18 protein-coding genes are annotated in these 17,689 nt (G+C 36.1%); 11 read left to right on the top strand and 7 right to left on the bottom strand.

Going from position 1 to position 17,689, the window contains the following annotated elements:
- Positions 1-104 precede the first annotated feature (104 nt).
- Complete coding sequence (locus D7029_RS08770) at positions 105-398, top strand: hypothetical protein (RefSeq protein WP_194952426.1); 294 nt, start codon at positions 105-107, stop codon at positions 396-398.
- A 103-nt stretch (positions 399-501) separates the two neighbouring features.
- Here the strand turns inward: D7029_RS08770 and tehA are convergent, their stop codons facing one another.
- On the bottom strand, positions 502-1,488 hold the full coding sequence (gene tehA, locus D7029_RS08765) for a dicarboxylate transporter/tellurite-resistance protein TehA (protein WP_194952425.1): 987 nt from the start codon (positions 1,486-1,488) through the stop codon (positions 502-504).
- Between the two features lie 229 nt (positions 1,489-1,717).
- Between tehA and osmB the strand changes: the two genes are divergently transcribed.
- The 4 genes from osmB to D7029_RS08745 all read left to right on the top strand — a co-directional run bounded on the left by osmB (position 1,718) and on the right by D7029_RS08745 (position 3,965).
- Positions 1,718-1,939, top strand: coding sequence for an osmotically-inducible lipoprotein OsmB (gene osmB, locus D7029_RS08760; RefSeq protein WP_088495657.1), 222 nt, complete (start codon positions 1,718-1,720; stop codon positions 1,937-1,939).
- A gap of 529 nt (positions 1,940-2,468) precedes the next feature.
- A complete protein-coding gene (gene ydfG / locus D7029_RS08755) occupies positions 2,469-3,218 on the top strand; it encodes a bifunctional NADP-dependent 3-hydroxy acid dehydrogenase/3-hydroxypropionate dehydrogenase YdfG (RefSeq protein ID WP_194952424.1) in 750 nt (249 codons plus the stop codon).
- Positions 3,219-3,357: 139 nt separating this feature from the next.
- Positions 3,358-3,675 carry a DUF1283 family protein gene (locus D7029_RS08750; protein WP_228766779.1) on the top strand — a complete coding sequence of 106 codons (318 nt, stop codon included), beginning with the start codon at positions 3,358-3,360 and terminating at the stop codon, positions 3,673-3,675.
- A gap of 53 nt (positions 3,676-3,728) precedes the next feature.
- Complete coding sequence (locus D7029_RS08745) at positions 3,729-3,965, top strand: DUF1161 domain-containing protein (RefSeq protein WP_088495661.1); 237 nt, start codon at positions 3,729-3,731, stop codon at positions 3,963-3,965.
- A gap of 291 nt (positions 3,966-4,256) precedes the next feature.
- Here the strand turns inward: D7029_RS08745 and bioD are convergent, their stop codons facing one another.
- The 3 genes from bioD to D7029_RS08730 form a co-directional block, all read right to left on the bottom strand.
- A complete protein-coding gene (gene bioD / locus D7029_RS08740) occupies positions 4,257-4,928 on the bottom strand; it encodes a dethiobiotin synthase (RefSeq protein ID WP_088495662.1) in 672 nt (223 codons plus the stop codon).
- A gap of 195 nt (positions 4,929-5,123) precedes the next feature.
- Positions 5,124-6,335 (bottom strand): ROK family transcriptional regulator, encoded by a 1,212-nt coding sequence (locus tag D7029_RS08735; RefSeq protein WP_416384067.1) that lies wholly within the window; start codon positions 6,333-6,335, stop codon positions 5,124-5,126.
- 128 nt (positions 6,336-6,463) lie between these two features.
- Complete coding sequence (locus D7029_RS08730; protein WP_109397388.1) at positions 6,464-7,378, bottom strand: LysR family transcriptional regulator; 915 nt, start codon at positions 7,376-7,378, stop codon at positions 6,464-6,466.
- A gap of 125 nt (positions 7,379-7,503) precedes the next feature.
- Between D7029_RS08730 and D7029_RS08725 the strand changes: the two genes are divergently transcribed.
- The 3 genes from D7029_RS08725 to tus all read left to right on the top strand — a co-directional run bounded on the left by D7029_RS08725 (position 7,504) and on the right by tus (position 10,175).
- A complete protein-coding gene (locus tag D7029_RS08725) occupies positions 7,504-8,787 on the top strand; it encodes an MFS transporter (protein ID WP_194952422.1) in 1,284 nt (427 codons plus the stop codon).
- A 110-nt stretch (positions 8,788-8,897) separates the two neighbouring features.
- Positions 8,898-9,068: a hypothetical protein gene (locus D7029_RS08720; protein WP_194952421.1), complete on the top strand. Its 171-nt coding sequence runs from the start codon at positions 8,898-8,900 to the stop codon at positions 9,066-9,068.
- Between the two features lie 177 nt (positions 9,069-9,245).
- Positions 9,246-10,175: a DNA replication terminus site-binding protein gene (gene tus / locus D7029_RS08715; RefSeq protein WP_194952420.1), complete on the top strand. Its 930-nt coding sequence runs from the start codon at positions 9,246-9,248 to the stop codon at positions 10,173-10,175.
- Between the two features lie 8 nt (positions 10,176-10,183).
- On the opposite strand, the gene D7029_RS08710 is transcribed toward tus, so the two are convergent.
- Both D7029_RS08710 and fumC read right to left on the bottom strand, forming a co-directional pair.
- Positions 10,184-10,543 (bottom strand): hypothetical protein, encoded by a 360-nt coding sequence (locus D7029_RS08710; RefSeq protein ID WP_194952419.1) that lies wholly within the window; start codon positions 10,541-10,543, stop codon positions 10,184-10,186.
- 75 nt (positions 10,544-10,618) lie between these two features.
- The gene (gene fumC, locus D7029_RS08705) at positions 10,619-12,016 is read right to left on the bottom strand and encodes a class II fumarate hydratase (RefSeq protein ID WP_075673810.1); all 1,398 of its coding nucleotides are present in this window, start codon (positions 12,014-12,016) and stop codon (positions 10,619-10,621) included.
- A gap of 582 nt (positions 12,017-12,598) precedes the next feature.
- Between fumC and D7029_RS08700 the strand changes: the two genes are divergently transcribed.
- Positions 12,599-14,287: a YdgA family protein gene (locus D7029_RS08700; protein ID WP_194952418.1), complete on the top strand. Its 1,689-nt coding sequence runs from the start codon at positions 12,599-12,601 to the stop codon at positions 14,285-14,287.
- An 86-nt stretch (positions 14,288-14,373) separates the two neighbouring features.
- Here D7029_RS08700 and D7029_RS08695 read toward each other — a convergent pair whose 3' ends face one another.
- On the bottom strand, positions 14,374-15,342 hold the full coding sequence (locus tag D7029_RS08695; protein WP_194952417.1) for a VWA domain-containing protein: 969 nt from the start codon (positions 15,340-15,342) through the stop codon (positions 14,374-14,376).
- Between the two features lie 680 nt (positions 15,343-16,022).
- On the opposite strand from D7029_RS08695, the gene add reads away from it, so the two are divergent.
- Together add and D7029_RS08685 are read left to right on the top strand one after the other, a co-directional pair.
- Positions 16,023-17,024: an adenosine deaminase gene (add, locus tag D7029_RS08690; RefSeq protein WP_194952416.1), complete on the top strand. Its 1,002-nt coding sequence runs from the start codon at positions 16,023-16,025 to the stop codon at positions 17,022-17,024.
- A 135-nt stretch (positions 17,025-17,159) separates the two neighbouring features.
- A complete protein-coding gene (locus D7029_RS08685; protein ID WP_194952415.1) occupies positions 17,160-17,612 on the top strand; it encodes a hypothetical protein in 453 nt (150 codons plus the stop codon).
- Positions 17,613-17,689: the final 77 nt, after the last annotated feature.

Here is a 17,689-nt window from a genome sequence, read left to right as displayed (position 1 = left end):
ATATGTGTATTTATCTATTTCAATTTATCGCTATAATTTAAAAGCTTATCTTTATAAAAAGATCATAACTCATTGTGTGCTTTATTTGACAAGGAAAACAAATAATGAAAAATAATATGATGTCTTTTACTTCGGCGTTATGTTGGCTAAGTTTTTGGTTTGGTGCGGTTCTTGTTGGTGGATCATGGTTATATGCAAAATTACAAGAAAAGGGATTTTTAACCGGATTAGATAAGGGATTTTTAGAACTAACATCACCAGATCCCACGGTGGCATTGATGTTATCTATTGGTGTTATGATGATTGCACTCGGTTTGATTTATGTTCCTTTATATTACTCAGCCATGTTTATTGGTAATACGGTGGCTATTTTAAGCAGAAAGCCAATTAGAATTTAGTTCTTATCTATTACGGTATTTTGATATTTTATTGAATTATATTTCGCCTTAAAATAAAAAGAGCCTAAATAGTTTTGCTTAGGCTCTTTTGTTTCTATGTTCATTAAAGTGCTTTAGATGGACAACATAATTGTTTTAGTCCTTTAAAAACCCATAATAATGAATGCCAAATCAGTAATAAGATAATTAAATTAGCGAAGATAAATAGTGCTGTTGAGAGTAACTGCATAAAATGACTATTAGATGTCATACTCATATTTAATGAGGCTTTTGCTAACGCAGATACACCAAAAGAGAAACTCCAAAAAGGTAATGAAAACGGCTGTTTAACAAACCAAGGAATTAATCTCACCATAAATAGAAGTTGTAAAAGCCCATAACCTAATAACATTTTAGCGAAGAAATCGATGTGATTGTCATTGATTGCCAAATAAGCACTACAAGCAACTAAAGCGGGTGCTAATTGAATACCAAATGATAGCCGTGATTTCTCATCCATTAATCCCTCACTACGTATCCTTTTTAAAATAGCGGGTTCTAGACTTAACCAAGAAAATACGCCAGCGCCAAAAAATAAAACCCCCAGATCATTAAAACCCAATGCACCACATGCCATGGTACAAATAAAATTGTTCGCAACTGTGGGTAAATATAAGACCGGTGTCGTTGCCATTTTAGGATATTCACCCTTCCATTGATAACCAATCAACCAACTGGAATACCCAAGCTGAGAAATTGCTCCAATGCTAAACAGTATCAGAGAAAATAACGGTAAATATGGGCTTAACCCTATCGAGACTAAGACGGTCGTTGCGGGAAATAAACTAGTAAATCCACTGGCAACCGGATGTTTAATTTCATCAAGAATGGCTTGTCGATGAAATAGCCATTTGCTCAGTAAAAATAGTGTAAGTGTTAACCAAACCAAGCAACCTACACCAATAAATATTTCACCAATATAAGACGGATAGTTGTGCTCTTTTGCTGCATAGCGCCATGCCATCCCCGTACCAATCATCCCTAATACAACACCAAAATAGCCCGATGCAAATTGTGAAGAGAGTGTTTTTAATTTATTTATCAATATCATATTGTTACGTTAACTCATATAAATGACATAATACATTGATGCTTTTCTTCTGAGCATCAAATAATAATATAGATAATAAAATTTATTTTGATTAAATGCATTTAAAATATATGTTATGAGTATTCACTCATTTTAAGAGTTTTCTCCCCGTTGTTCCCGAATATTCCGATCCTAGTATAAATACGATAGGTTTATTTTTATATTGTCCTTTATATCGGAGTTTATAAAAATGAATATCACGTTAAAAAAGATTGGAACAATGTGTGTCGCTTCTGTTCTGCTTTTTTCACTTGCGGGCTGTTCTAGCATGACAAAACGCGACCGTAATACAGCAATTGGAGCTGGTGCAGGTGCTATCGGTGGCGCTATTTTAACTGATGGTAGCGCATTAGGCACCATTGGTGGCGGTGTCTTAGGTGGCGTTATTGGTCACCAAGTTGGTAAAAAATAACCGTTCTTTTCTTATTCTGCTAGACTGTGTTTATATTTTTTTGACTCAGTCTAGCAACGAGTCGCAATAAGATAATCTGCATTTATTTTGGTGTGACATGAACAAATCATTTCTCTCTCAATTAAAAAAAACCATCGTGATTTTATATAAGTCATTTAGCGATTTAATTCATATCCTTGTGACCTTTATCTTATGTTACTTCTGCTTTCTTTTATCCCCCACACTGGCGATTGCTGTAATTAGTAGCATCATTGTTATTATCACTATGTTCTTACTGAGTTTATTTGTTTTACCGTGATACTAAGCTTGATTTTTACCTTCCTTGTTTTTAATAGAAAACAACGAAATAACTCCCTCTTGTTCTATCAGTTAAAAACAAAAATACAGGTTACTATTAAAGATAAAAATCTTTCATATAGGAAAAGCATCTGGTTTTTAGCCTGATTTATCACAAAGCCAATTTTTAAACTTGACTCTTTTTAGTGATAGCCTTTTACTTTCAATTATTATAACTATCGAGGGTAATTAAATGATTATTTTTATCACGGGTGCTTCCGCTGGCTTTGGTGAAGCCATTGCTCGTCATTTTATCAGCCATGGACACAAAGTTATTGGTACAGCTCGTCGTTTGGATAAACTTAATAGCTTACATAAAGAGCTGGGTGAACAATTTTATCCGTTACAGTTAGATGTTACAGATAAAAAGGCAGTCAGTGAAATTCACACTCAACTACCTGAAAAATGGCGTGAAATTGATGTGTTAGTCAATAATGCAGGCTTAGCCTTAGGTTTAAATACCGCCGATAAAGCTAACCTTGATGACTGGGATACGATGATCGAGACAAATAATAAAGGTCTGGTTCATGTTACCCGCGCTATTCTTCCTTTTATGGTTGAAAGAAATAAAGGTCATGTTATTAATATCAGTTCAACAGCCGCCTCTTGGCCTTATATGGGCGGTAATGTTTATGGTGCCACTAAAGCGTTTGTTAAACAATTTAGTTTAGGATTACGCGCTGACCTCCAAGGTAAAAAAGTCCGTGTAACCGATATTGAACCGGGTCTTGTTGGAGGTACCGAGTTCTCTTTAGTTCGTTTTAAAGGTGATAGTGATAAAGTTGAACAAACCTATGCCAATGCAAATGCATTAACGCCTGAAGATGTAGCAGAGGCGGTATATTGGACAGCAACCTTACCTGCTCATGTGAATATCAATACATTAGAAATGATGCCGGTGAGTCAGTCATTTGCAGGATTAAGTGTTCATCGTCAAAACTAAACGCACTGAAAACTCATTTTTTATTAAGGCATCAGTTATAATTATTAAGATATAATAGTCATTGAGAGCAATAGCTACATAACTTTAGAGGATAGCAACCATGATAAACACACTAACTAAGAAACAAGTCATCAGAACCATGGTGTTCTCCTTATTTCTTGGTTTATCCGTGTCTTCTTTTTCTTCTGTTGCCGCTTCAACTAATGTAACCATTAATGGCGATGGCTATGACAATGTCTTAGATAAAGAACAAGCTCGACAAATGAAAGAAGACTGGGATCAAAAGCGCGAGCTTCGTACCCAAGTTAATCAGCGAGAAAAAATTGAATTTAATAAAGTAGATAAAGCCATTGATGAGCGAGATGCTTGTCTGAAAAGTGCGAATGTCTACGCATATTGGGAGCCTGAAACGCGTCGTTGTTTAGACAGTAATACTGGCCGCCCTGTTAATCCGTAAGAAAGTCGTGTAAAACAGTGATGTTTTACTCCATAAAACAAGGAGAGAATGATATGAAAAAATATGTATTTGCAGTAATGGCCACTCTGGTTGCGTTTGCACCTTTAGCCGCGAATGCGGGATGTGATGAAGTCGTTGAATCTATTCAACAAAAAATCGTTAATAATGGTGTGCCAGCCGCTAACTTTACTTTAACTGTCGTTGAAAACGACCAAGTTGCACAAGCCGATGGTAAAGTTGTCGGAACTTGCGAAAATGACAGTAAGAAAATCATCTATACTCGTCATTAATCTGTAGTTGATAAAATCTAGTGATTAAAAAAGGGCGCAATATGAGCGCCCTTTTTCTTTGCCACTGTTTATCAATGACTATTCTTCTGATTTATCTGCATTTTATCTGGTTTGTTCTATCTTATTTAGCTTCAATTTTGTGTGTTATTTTTATCATTAGTTATACTTGACGCGAAATCAGAAAAAACAAAAACACCCAATGAGTTTACTCATCAGGCGTTTAAAAGTAACAAGTTTGGTATCGTTTAAAAACAGATAGCAATCCACTTCGTTACTTATTTATATTCTCTCTTAAGCAGGTACAGCGATTTCCAACTGACTTAAATCGAGGTAACAAGAGAGATCACGTTCTTCAGGACGTAACAAATACGGGATTTCACCAATCAGCGGTGCAGGAATATGCTGAGACAGCCTTTCCACAATTTTCGCGTAATAAGGTAATCCTGGATTTATTCTGTTCGCAACCCAACCTACTAGTTTTACACCATCGTTGATAATAGATTGTGCTGTTAATATTGAGTGATTAACACAGCCTGGTTGAATACCGACAACCAAAACAACTGGAATTTGTTCTTTTACCACCCAATCAGAATAAAAGGTATTATCATCGAGCAGATAACGCCAACCGCCATTACCCTCGATAACAACACACTCTGCTTTTTTACTTAAATTATCGAGCTCATTTGAAATCTTATTAAAATCAATTTCATTTTCGCTAACATAACAATTATCAAGCAAAATAGGATTAATTTCGTCGTAGCGAACTTCAACTGGCGATGAATTATGAATAATCATAGCGTCACGATTACGTTCACCATCAGCCGTTTCATGTAATTCTGTTGCAATAGGCTTATAACCCACTGCCGTTGACCCGCCACGATTTAATGACTGAAGAAGTGCTCGGGTTACAACAGTTTTACCCACGTTGGTATCTGTCCCCGTAACAAAAAAGCGTGTTAACATATAATTTACTTCCGTTATGACAGATAAATCAGGTTCATAAAAAATGACAGAGATTAGAGTTTAGGGTAACACTGTTTCTGGTGGCTTGAGATAGCTCAATTTTTTAGTTAATTGGTCGAAAATAGAGAATTCGTTAATGATCAATTGACAGATTTACGCTTGAAAAACACTTTTGTTACGATTTTTTCACTTAATCTAGCCTTGCATCAACTCAATTAACAAAGAGCCATTGTAGAGCGCTTCTTTTACAAGCGAAGCCGCAGGCAATGTTCCTTTGTTTCTTAACTCTGTTTCTTCAATAATTAAAGACTGCGCATAACGTGGCATAACGTGATGTTGAACTTGGTTCAAGATCAAAGGAAAAAGAATGGATTTAGCTCGACAAAGCGGTGAGCCAATTAATATTTTTTGCGGATTAAAGATATTAATCATGACAGCCAAAATAAAACCTAATCGCTGAGCAACTAAATTAACAATTTCAAGCGCTGCTTTATCACCAACTAATATTGCATCACACAATGTTTCAACAGTAATAGGATATTTGTTCAGCAACGAAGTGGGATCTTCTTGAGCTAATAATTGGGCTTTCTTAATTAATTGAGGAATAGCAATTTCTGTTTCTAAACACCCTTTTGCCCCACAATAACAGCTATTTTGGGAGTCGATAACTTTAGTATGTCCAATTTCAACGGCGCTATGACTGTTAGAGTGTAATGTTTTTCCATTACTTATCACGCCAGCACCAACAATATCATCGATAACAATTTGCAGAACGTCTGAATTATTTTTTGCCGCACCATATAAAGATTCTGCCATTGTCCATGCTGTTACGCTATGTTGTAGAAATACAGAAACACCTGTTTTTTCATGGATTTTATCGGCAAGTGGAATATCTTTAATATCATAATAAGGTGAGCTGTAAATAACGCCACTAATGGGATCAACAATGGCATTCATTGTAATGCTAATTGCCGTTAATCTTTCAACATGAGATTGATAACGCTCGAAAAATTTATCAATTGCAACTAAAAAGTGATTAAGAAAACCATCACTGTATTCTTTGGGGAAATCGAACGTATCTTCAGTAACCAGTTTGCTATCTAATTCTCTTAAACTAAAAAGCAAGCTACCTTTATTGACGCGGATACAGAGAAATTGCCAGCCTTGGCTTTCTAATTTTAATCCAACCGCAGGTCTGCCACGAAACCCTACATCAGGAAACTCTGTTTCGTGAATAAGGTGAGCTTCAACTAATTCTCTCGTGATCTTAGTAATACTTGCAGGGGCAAGCTCTGCCTTTTTTGACAGTGAAATACGAGAAATGGGACCATGTTCATCAATCAAGCGAAAGACTGTGCCAAGATTAAATTGTTTTACGTGATCGATGTGACTTGGTTGGTTCCCCATTGAATGCATCCTTAATTAAGGAGCCATAATTAATTCGAGGCTCCAAATAATTCATTACCGATTATGTCGTCAATTTGTGATAATTGTACAATACTTACATAAAAAGCGTGATCAAAAACACAGATAAATCAAGATTTTTGGTGATCTAAGATATTTTTTAATAGTAATTGCGTTAATCGATTCGCCGCCGCGGGAATAGCGCGTTTATTATGAGAAACTAACCAAACTTCAGAGAATGCCTGAGAATTCGCAAAGTGTAGATAATGCACACCATCGACTTTCATTCGCGTAAATGATTTTGTCACAATCGAAATACCAAGCCCTGCGGCAACCAGCCCTAAAATCGTCATGGCTTCGCCCGCTTCTTGTGCAATAGTTGGCGTAATTCCTGACAAGCTAAGTAATTGAATAATCTCATCATAAAGTGCCGTACCAACGTCTCTTTCAAAGAAAACGAAAGGATATTGCCCGATATCTTGAATATTGACGCCCGTTTCTTTGTAAGCAAGCAAAGGATGCCCTTCATAAACCGCTAAAATAAAAGGCTCACGAAACAATAGCTGGTGGTGCAAATTTTCGGGTAGCGTCGTGTTTCGCATGATCCCCAGATCAATTCGCCCTGTCAGTAATGGCGATATCTGTTGTTTTGTATTCATTTGATGCATATGAATACCGACTTCAGGATAGTTCTCTCTAAACTGTCGCAAACTCAAGGTGACTAAATGCATAAAAGGTGTCGTTGAGGTAAAACCAATTGAAATTTCACCTAGCTCACCTTTTTCCATTCTAGCGGCGCGTGTTGCTGCTGCGTTGACCTGCGCCATAATTTGGTAGGACTCTTTTAAAAACATTTGTCCTGCGGGTGTTAACGAAACTGAACGGTTAGTTCGCTCTAAAAGTCGAGCACCTATTTCACTTTCAAGCGCTTGTATTTGTTGACTTAAAGGAGGCTGAGAAATATTTAATCTTTCTGCTGCTTTACCAAAGTGAAGCTCTTCTGCTACGGCAATAAAGTAACGTAAATGCCTAAGTTCAATATTCATATTTCTCTCATATCGTCATTGATACTTTAAAAGTCTTATTTCTAATGATTAATATATTAGACAAAAAAATCAAATATTTCTAACATTGACATAAATCAAATTTAAGTAATGGAAGTTTAATCAATATGGATACTCACGAAATAGACAGTAAAAGTATGAGCTTAGGCACTGATATTTCAGACAATACATCAAGTATAGAAAAGCCTGCTCATCGCCAATCTAACCCTAAACACTATATTCAGCGTGATGATGCGCTGTATATAAAAGTGACAGTGTCATTTTTTATGGTTGGTTTAGCGACATTCGCCTTACTCTATTTTGTGCAACCCATATTGCCGGTGTTATCTAATGAATTTTCAGTAAGCCCTGCAACCAGTAGTTTAGCGCTCTCACTTTCAACCGCTTTAATGGCGTGTGGATTGTTAGTCACAGGCCCACTGTCAGACGCCTTTGGTCGTAAAAATGTCATGGTTATCGCACTGTTTTGTGCTGCATTCTTTACATTATTAAGTGCAACGATGAATAGCTGGACAGGTATTTTAATTACACGGGCTTTAGTTGGACTTTCATTAAGTGGCGTAGCCGCAGTGGCAATGACGTATTTAAGTGAAGAAATTCATCCAGCTTACCTCGCGTTATCAATGGGTTTATATATTAGTGGTAACTCGATTGGAGGAATGAGCGGCCGCGTTATTACAGGGGTATTAAGTGATTATTATTCTTGGCGCTTATCCGTTGTTATTCTCGGTATTTTTGCCCTTTTTGCTGCGATTACTTTCTGGAAGATATTGCCTGCTTCACAGCACTTTAGACCGACAGCATTAAAACCCCGTAATCTTCTTATTACCACTAAATTGCATTTTAGAGATAAAGGACTGCCTTTGTTATTTATTGAAGGTGGTTTATTAATGGGCGGATTTGTCACTTTATTTAACTATATTGGCTATCGTTTATTAGATGCACCCTATTCATTAAGTCAAACTACTGTGGGGCTGATTTCTATCGTCTATTTAAGTGGTACTTATAGCGCATCCAAAGCGGGCTTATTAACGACTAAATATGGATTGGGTAAAGTCTTTATTGCTGGGATTTCAATGATGTTAATCGGTATATTGATTACCTTGATTGAATCACTTCCCGTTATATTTATTGGGATGCTTATCTTAACGACGGGTTTCTTTGCAGCACATGCTGTTGCAAGTAGCTGGGTTGGTCGCCGCGCTAAACGAGGACGCGCCCAAGCCTCTTCACTTTATCTCTTTACTTACTATGCGGGCTCTAGCCTTGCAGGTACAGTGGGTGGATTATTCTGGGTGAGTTTCGGTTGGCTTGGTGTAGGATTATTTATTGCCCTTTTAATGTTAGCAGCCTTATTGATAGCCTTGCATTTAAACAAAGTTGCCCAGTAAATTTATTGATAATTGATAAAGTGCAAAAGCGGATTAACACGGTTTAATATTGTCGATTTTGCACTCCTTTCTTAAGGTATAGGCTTATTCTTTAAGAAGGAACAACAATTATGCCTATCATAAAATTATCTATTACCCTGCTGTTTCTCTTTTTTACCTCTCTCTCAAGTGCATTTACAGAACACTGCCCACCAACAAAACCAGGTTGTGATGTTATTCATGAACCGTTAATACAATCGAGTGAAAAACAAGCTGCTATTGATTTAAAAGCCATCAAATAACACTCTTTTAGGAAAAACATCATCAAAATATGCCCTTTTTACGGCATACTGTATAAATAAACAGTATGCCGTATTTTGGGCATTTTCCCCCTGTTAAGCGATGTACTTTTCACTGATGCTAATGTATTGTTTTAAACAAAGGCTAGTTGTATGTTGTAACTAAATAAGGATATAAAGATGAGTCGATATGATTTAATTGAGCAATTCAATCTCTGTTTTCAACAATTAGAAACTGAGATTAAAACGCTAACTGATGTGTTGAAAAATCTAACCTTATTGCCATCAGCCGTATTTGAATTGCCTGAAGTAAGCAAAGAAGAAGAACATGATGAGCTCGTTCGCGTTACAGTGTCACCCTGTTATGATGAGGAAGCCAGAGATCTCACTTTAAAGCTAATAGCGAATCTCTTTATTTATGACAATGCTCCACACATCAGTAGTAAACGTGCTATTCGTTTACCCGGTGTACTCTGTTTTAGTACAGATAATCAAACTTTTAAGTCTGTAAAAGAACACGTTGAGAAAATTAATTTATTAAAAAAACAGCTTTCCGATATTGTCACTAAAGAGTCTGGCATATCGAAGGAAGAGCGTTTTGATTTTGTCCATAATCAGCTAAAAGGTTTAATTACGCTGAATGCTTATCGTACCCTCACCCTTTTGTCTGATCCGGATACAGTCCGTTTCGGTTGGGCAAATAAGAATATTATTAAGAATTTAACGCGTAACGATGTTTTGGCTCAATTAGAAAAAAGCCGTGAAGCCAATCGCGCAGTGCCACCTTATACTAGTGAACAATGGGCTGAGCGTATTGATAAAGAGATCATCACCCTTTCACAATTACCTGAAAATGCAAAACTAAAAATAAAACGTCCTGTCAAAGTTCAACCTATTGCTCGTGTTTGGTATTCAGAACTTCAAAAACAAGTGCAATATGCGTGTCCCTTGCCTTTATTAGCTTTCTATATTGATAAAGAGAGCGACTTTAAACCTATTATTGGCGAGCTTCCTGATTATGATGCCGATAATATTCAAATTCGTCATCGCCCTAAAGCTAAAAAGCTGCAATTAATTATTCCAAGAATGCATTTGTATATTGAAAAATAGATAATATCTTATTTTTCAATAAGTTTAATTGAGCTTCCTTGAAGGATTTGTAGAAGATAATCATTAAGATGAACAAAGTGATTGTCTTCAATATCTAAATGGATTGTTATTACCACATTGTTTTTTAATGCAAAAAAAATATTTTTTCGATCAAGCGTGATTTTTTCGAGCGTATTAATGGCTTCAACATCAGATAAATGAGTCATTAAACCAATCGAATTATCGATATCTTCATCTTCTTCATCAAATCTTGAAAGAATAATGAAATGATCAGGAGAAACGGCATCATCCCCTATTCCAATAATGGTGACATCATCTTCCACATAGCAATTAACTTCTGTCGCGGTAAAGGTAATTTCTTCAGTCATTATTTTTCCTATAAGATCTAAAAATCCCGCCATTATAGCGGGATTTAATATCAGTTAAATAAGTGTATTTAACACTTATTTTTTCATGCTACCAACCATATCTTCTGGACGCACCCAGCTATCGAACTCTTCCGATGTTAGGTAGTTCAGTTTCAGTGCGGATTCTTTTAGCGTTAAGCCTTCTTTATGCGCTTTCTTCGCAATTTCAGCGGCTTTATCGTAACCGATATGGGTATTTAACGCAGTCACTAGCATTAATGATTCATGCAGTAGTTTGTTGATACGTTCACGGTTTGGCTCAATACCAATTGCACAATGCTCATTGAAACTACGCATACCATCAGCCAGTAAACGGACTGATTGTAAGAAGTTATCGATGATCATTGGACGATAAACGTTCAGTTCAAAGTTACCTGATGCGCCACCAATATTAATAGCAACATCATTACCCATTACTTGAGCACATAACATCGTTAATGCTTCACATTGTGTTGGGTTAACTTTACCTGGCATGATTGAACTACCTGGTTCGTTTTCTGGGATAGCGATTTCGCCAATACCACAACGAGGGCCAGAAGCTAACCAACGCACATCGTTAGCAATCTTCATTAATGAAGCAGCTAAACCTTTTAATGCACCATGTGAATGAACTAATGCATCACAAGTTGCTAATGCTTCAAATTTATTAGGAGCCGTTACAAAAGGCTGACCTGATAATTCAGCAATACGTTTAGCAACACGAACAGCATATTCTGGATGGGTATTTAACCCCGTACCCACGGCTGTACCACCTAGCGCTAATTCACAAACATGAGGAACTGAATCATCGATATGTTTGATGCTGTGCTCAAGCATAGCAGCCCAACCGGAGATTTCTTGACCTAATGTCAGTGGTGTCGCATCTTGCAGGTGAGTACGACCGATTTTAACGATGTCATGGAAAGCTTCTGCTTTCTCTTTGAATACTTTCAGCAGTGATTTTAATTCTGGCAGTAAATCCTGACGTAATGCAATAACAGCAGCGACATGCATGGCAGTTGGGAACACATCATTTGAACTCTGACTTTTGTTAACATCATCATTCGGATGGATTTTGCGTTCCATGCCACGGATACCACCAAGTATCTCACTACCACGGTTAGCTAACACTTCATTCATATTCATGTTTGATTGAGTGCCAGAACCGGTCTGCCAGATTGCTAATGGGAATTCAGTTGGGTGTTTACCTGCAAGCACTTCATCTGCAGCTGCGATAATTGCATCAGCGCGCTCTTTTGGTAATAAACCTAAATCCATGTTAACACCAGCGGCTGCTTTCTTCGTGATAGCAAGCGCATGGATAAGTGCAACAGGCATTTTTTCAACTGAAATACGGAAGTGTTCAAGAGAACGCTGCGTTTGAGCTCCCCATAACTGGTCAGCAGGTACTTCGATTTGCCCCATTGAGTCTTTTTCAATGCGAGTGGCTGCCATTTCAATCTCCTTAAGTACACAGAATAATTGATTAATTCCGAATCACTTTCTAGTAAATAACTCGGATACCAGTATCATGCCATAAACAGAATAATAAATATGAGAGCTAAAGCGAGCTTATGAAATTTATAACAGAATGAAATCTGTTGATTTTTTTGGGAAAGTACGGTTAGCAATCTTATTTTATTGCCAATCTTATTATTTAAGCTTTCATATTTATATCCACACTTATTATGAGCCTTTATTATTCATCATAAATAGAATCACATCACAATTAAATATTGTCTAAATCTAAAAATGAGTAAGAAAAAAGACGTTTTTGGTACTTATTTAATTTATCTTATAAATCATATTCATTTTGCTTTAAACTCATTATGTTAGCGAGTAACTAAGTAAGTTCTGATTGCGATTTTATTCCACTAAATCTATATTTACAGTTAATATAGGTGGCGATGTATATATGTGGATTATCTATATTTAAATTTAGTAAAATTTATCACCAATTTATCGGGTTGTTTAAGGGTTACAAAACAGCCTTTATAACGTACATCGCCAGATGTACACAGAGGATGGACTAGAATTATGAAGAAATCGCTTGTCGCTGTTGGTGTTATCGTCGCATTGGGTGTTGTTTGGACTGGTGCGTCGTGGTACATGGGCAGCAAAATTGAAAGTCGCTTACAGGAAGAAACGAAACTAGCTAATGTCCAGTTAGCGCAACTTGCTAAAAATGCACAATTTGGCGCTGATATTAAACTTGAAATTCGTGACTATAAAAAAGGGGTATTCACCTCTAATGCAGACTTTGCTGTCGTGATTTCAAAAGATGCTAGTGAAGTCGTTGAAGACCAGGATAAAAAAGTAGAAGAAATTATCTTTACTACTGATATCGATCACGGTCCATTCCCTCTTTCTGATCTGGCTAAATTTAATTTAGCACCAAAATTAGCAGCGATGAATAATACATTGGTCAACAATGATACAACTAAAGAATTATTCAAGCTGACTAAAGATAAATCTCTTTTTGATATGCATACATCTTTGGCTTTTGATGGCGCAGTATCAGGTGAAGCTAAACTAAATCCTATCGATTTCGCTGAAAACGGTGGCACAGTTAAAACAACACCATTAACAATTGAATTCTCATCAGATAAAAACGCAACCAACTTCACTACCGCTGTAAAAGGTGATCAAGTTGTTGTGACTAAAGATGGTGAAGAAACTTTCACAATTAAAAATATTGCAGGTTCTGTCGCTGGAACTAAAGTTAATAACGATCAATATTTATTTAATGAGCAGTTATTAAGCTTTGCTGAAATTGCACATACTAGCAAAGACAAAGCATCTGATTTCTCACTGAAAGATATTTCTCTAACAACAAAAAGTGATATCAAAGATAAACTCTTTAATATCTCTCAAACTTATTACTTTAAGTCACTGAATGTTGCGGGACTAGAATTTGGTGCAGGCAAATTTGGCTATTCAATTGATAAAGCTGATCCAGATGCCATGTTGTTATTAACCAAAGTTTATAACAACTCATTATTACCATGGAATAAAAATCATTTCGATAATTCAGAAATGGTTGAACAAGCCGTTCGTGATGTTCTGGAGAAAGGCTTAGTTTTCCGTATTGATGAAGCGTCTTTAACAAATAAAAGTGGTGCAAGTAAGTTAACCTTTAACTTAGACTTAAATGCTTTTAACGTTAAAGTATTAGAAAGCCAAGAGAAATCGCCAGCAGAATTATTTAACTATCTGTTTAAAAACATTGATTTCAATGTTGATTTATCTCTTCCTATGTTAGCTGAATTCCGTAACACCACTCAATATCTTGATGCGGCTCGTTACCAAGAAACCGCATTAACAGATGCAGAGAAAAAAGAGATCGAAGTAGCAACGGCTGCTGACGTTGAGCAGTTAAAAACTGAGTTACAACAAAATATCAACCAAATTTCTCAAGATGAGAAAGATGCATTACCACTGATGTTACTTGCTCAAGATGGTAAAGCATTAAGCATGAAACTGAACTATGCTGCTGATAAATTTACCATGAATGGTAAAACCTATACTTTTGATGAGTTTATGGATGTGACTCAAGCTCCTCAAATGTTAGGTTTAGCAGCAATGTTATTCGGTATGGGCGCATCATCTTACGATTACGATGATTCTGATTATTCAGAAGATGGTTATCAAGAAGAGATGACTGAAGATCCTGCTATCATCGAAGAGCAAGAAATCTTAATTCCTGAGCAGCAACCAGCAGAATAAGTTCATTAATTAAGTTTCGATTAGAAGCGTAAATAGAACACCCCATTATGAATAGCTCTGGGGTGTTTTTTTATATTACCGTTTAATTAACAATCACAATCTTTAGCGGGAGTATGGTGATTTTTCCATTCATCTTTACAGCATGAATCAATGGTTTTGCTAATTATTCCAGCAAGTGTATTTACTGTTGAAATAATCGAGGTTAATTGCTCACAGACGTGGCTACAATTGGTCTCTTTCTCATGGGGTTTAGGAATATTAGGCGGTGTTAAGCTATCACAGAGGATCTCTTGCAATACTAATGAAAACTTAGCAATACCTGTTGTGTAGATATAAGAGCGCCCTCCTGTTTGCTTCGCTAAGCGTACATACTCTTTTGTGATACTGTCTCTATCTGCAACACTTGGGAAACGATCTAAATTAGTCATTTTATCGTCAGGCGTGCCTTGATAGGTATACACTTTAACTTTCTCCTGCTGAGCAACAGCAATCGCTTCATTATTCTTTATCACAGCAGCATTGGTAAGAACACCGCCGCCACCTTCCATACCTTCATCACCCAACACAAAAATGGCACGACGCGCACCATCACGCCAATCAAAGTGCTTACTTAAATCAATCACTGCACGGCATAAATCCTCTTTATTGCCCGCATGATCACGACCGTCAGCCTCTTTAAACGGCTTTCTTGCCTGTAAACGGTTTTCAGGTACACCCAAGGCTTTTAGATAATCACTGGCTGATTGATCAAATTTAGTGTCATCCCATGTGCCTTCTATACCTAAAAAAGTCACTCGAAGTTTTGATGGGCACTTTTCTGATGCCTCTTGTATTGCGGCATCAACTTCTTTGCTTAAATCAGAGGATTCATCAGACATTGAACCACTGGTATCAATAACAACAACTAAATCTAATGCAATTGTCCCATCGCCGGTGACAACTTGCGAACCATAAGTAAGATTATTTTCTGATGAAGGTGGAAGTAAAGTTGAAGCCAACAGATTTTTAATTTCATTATTTCTTTTTTCAATATTTAAATCAGAATTCTCATTCATAATTATTCACCTTATAATTTAAATAATAGGTTTATATTAAAAAGTCATAATTAAATGACCTCATTCAATTAAATACTTCGATTTAACGAAAAAACATTATGACTTTAATTTTATTTTCTTTATTCCCTATTTAATAACATGGATATTTTATTATTTATTTTATTTTCACTTAATTAATTCTAATAAATTTAAATACAGCTAATTTTTAATATAAAGTTTTCATAAAATAGTTTTAAATACACCAACCGACCAACAATAAAAACACATAAAACAGGTAATCCATTGAATAATGAAGTAAAAAAACAATATCTTGACTATTTTTTCTGTTCGTCTATCTTTTAGAAATCTATCAAAACAATTGATAGGATATTTCAATTATGATGACAGCTCTATTTTTAGATTAAAAATCAATGTATCAGTTAGTTTGATAATACACGTCAATTGCATTGAATATTGTAGTTAATAAATAGACAGCCCTATTTTTAATTTTTTACTTTTTAACTTAAAACTGAGAAAAATAGTCATTTTTAGCTTCAGAAATAACCAATTTCTGTTTATTTGTTAGTGAATAAAATAAAAATCAGTCATAATAACCCGCAACTATTTTATAACTTACCGATTATAAGAAAATCACTATAAACGATAGATTTTCATTATTTCTATTAAAAGGAAAATAACACGTGATTGACACACAGTTGCCTTTAACCGATTTACATCGCCATTTAGATGGTAATATCCGTCCTCAAACCATTTTAGAGTTAGCAAAACAGCATAATATTGCACTGCCGGCTTATGAATTAGAAGCTTTGCGCCCTCATGTGCAAATCACAAAGAATGAGCCAAGTCTTGTTAGCTTCCTACAAAAATTAGATTGGGGTGTGGCGGTTTTAGCCGACTTAGATGCATGTCGTCGTGTTGCTTATGAAAACGTTGTGGATGTGGTTAATGCGGGTATTGATTACGCTGAACTGCGTTTTTCTCCTTACTACATGGCAATGAAACATCAACTCCCTGTTGAAGGTGTCGTGGAAGCTATTGTTGATGGCGTACAGAGTGCATTGCAGTCTCACGATGTAGACATTCGTTTAATCGGTATTTTAAGCCGTACCTTTGGTGAAAATGCCTGCCAACAAGAACTTAATGGCTTGCTAAAACATCAAGATAAAATTACTGCGCTTGATTTAGCGGGTGATGAATTAGGTTTCCCTGGCCATTTATTCCAGCCCCATTTTAATCGTGCTCGTGATACTGGCTGGAATATTACTGTTCACGCAGGTGAAGCTGCGGGTGCAGAAAGCATTTGGCATGCGATTAAAGAATTAGGTGCAAGCCGTATTGGTCATGGTGTTAAAGCTATTGAAGATCCTCGTTTAATGGACTACCTCGCCGAGCATCAAATCGGTATTGAGTCTTGCTTAACATCGAATATTCAAACCAGTACTATCAATTCGTTAGCAGAGCATCCATTAAAAACATTTTTAGAGCATGGCATTCTTGCCTCTCTTAATACCGACGATCCTGCGGTTGAAGGTATTGAGCTAAAACACGAATATACCGTTGCGGCACCAGCGGCTGGATTAACGCCAGAGCAAATCCGCCAGACACAGATTAATGGCTTAAAAATGGCATTTATTAGCCAAGCAGAACGTGATGCATTAATTAAGAAAGTCAGTTCACGTTAATATTTAATAGCTTTTTGATTAAAACCATCTGTTAATCAGATGGTTTTTTTATATTTATTGAAAATAGATGGAATTATTAATGGCTCTTAGACTAAAATTAATTTTCAAGGGGTTACTTATTATTAAGGAAAAGCTATGTGGAATATTCACCCGACAAGAGGTCAATATAGATTATTAGCACAATATCTATCTCCACTTGATGCCTCTATTGAGGCTGGCTTTCTTCAGTCTGAAGGCATTGATGCTATTCTTTTAGATGAAAATATTGTTTGGAATAACCAAGTGTATGCTCAAGCTACTGGCGGCGTAAAACTACTGGTTAACTATAAAGAATTTGAACAAGCGCAAGCAATGCTTAATGAGCTTTACCAAGGCAAATATAATATTAACGATCAGCTAGAACCCATCGATTGTGAATTAAAAATTGATGTAAAAAACAATAAATCCGACTATTTAAATATGGGTTTTGTTTTCTTAATTTATCTTGTATTCGGCTTACCACTTCCCTTTAAATCTCAACAACCTTCGTTAACAGATAAAAAAGAAAATAGTGACCATAACAAGAATGATGACTTTTATAACAAATAAAAAAGCACCGATAAAAAACTAAATCGATGCTTTCTCTTATTTATCTAATGATCAATATTTGATTAATATTATTGATT

The organism is Proteus vulgaris, from assembly GCF_016647575.1.
Lineage (GTDB): Bacteria > Pseudomonadota > Gammaproteobacteria > Enterobacterales > Enterobacteriaceae > Proteus > Proteus mirabilis_B.
Note: the sequence above shows the minus strand (reverse complement) of the source record. Positions and strands in the feature narration are given on the sequence as shown.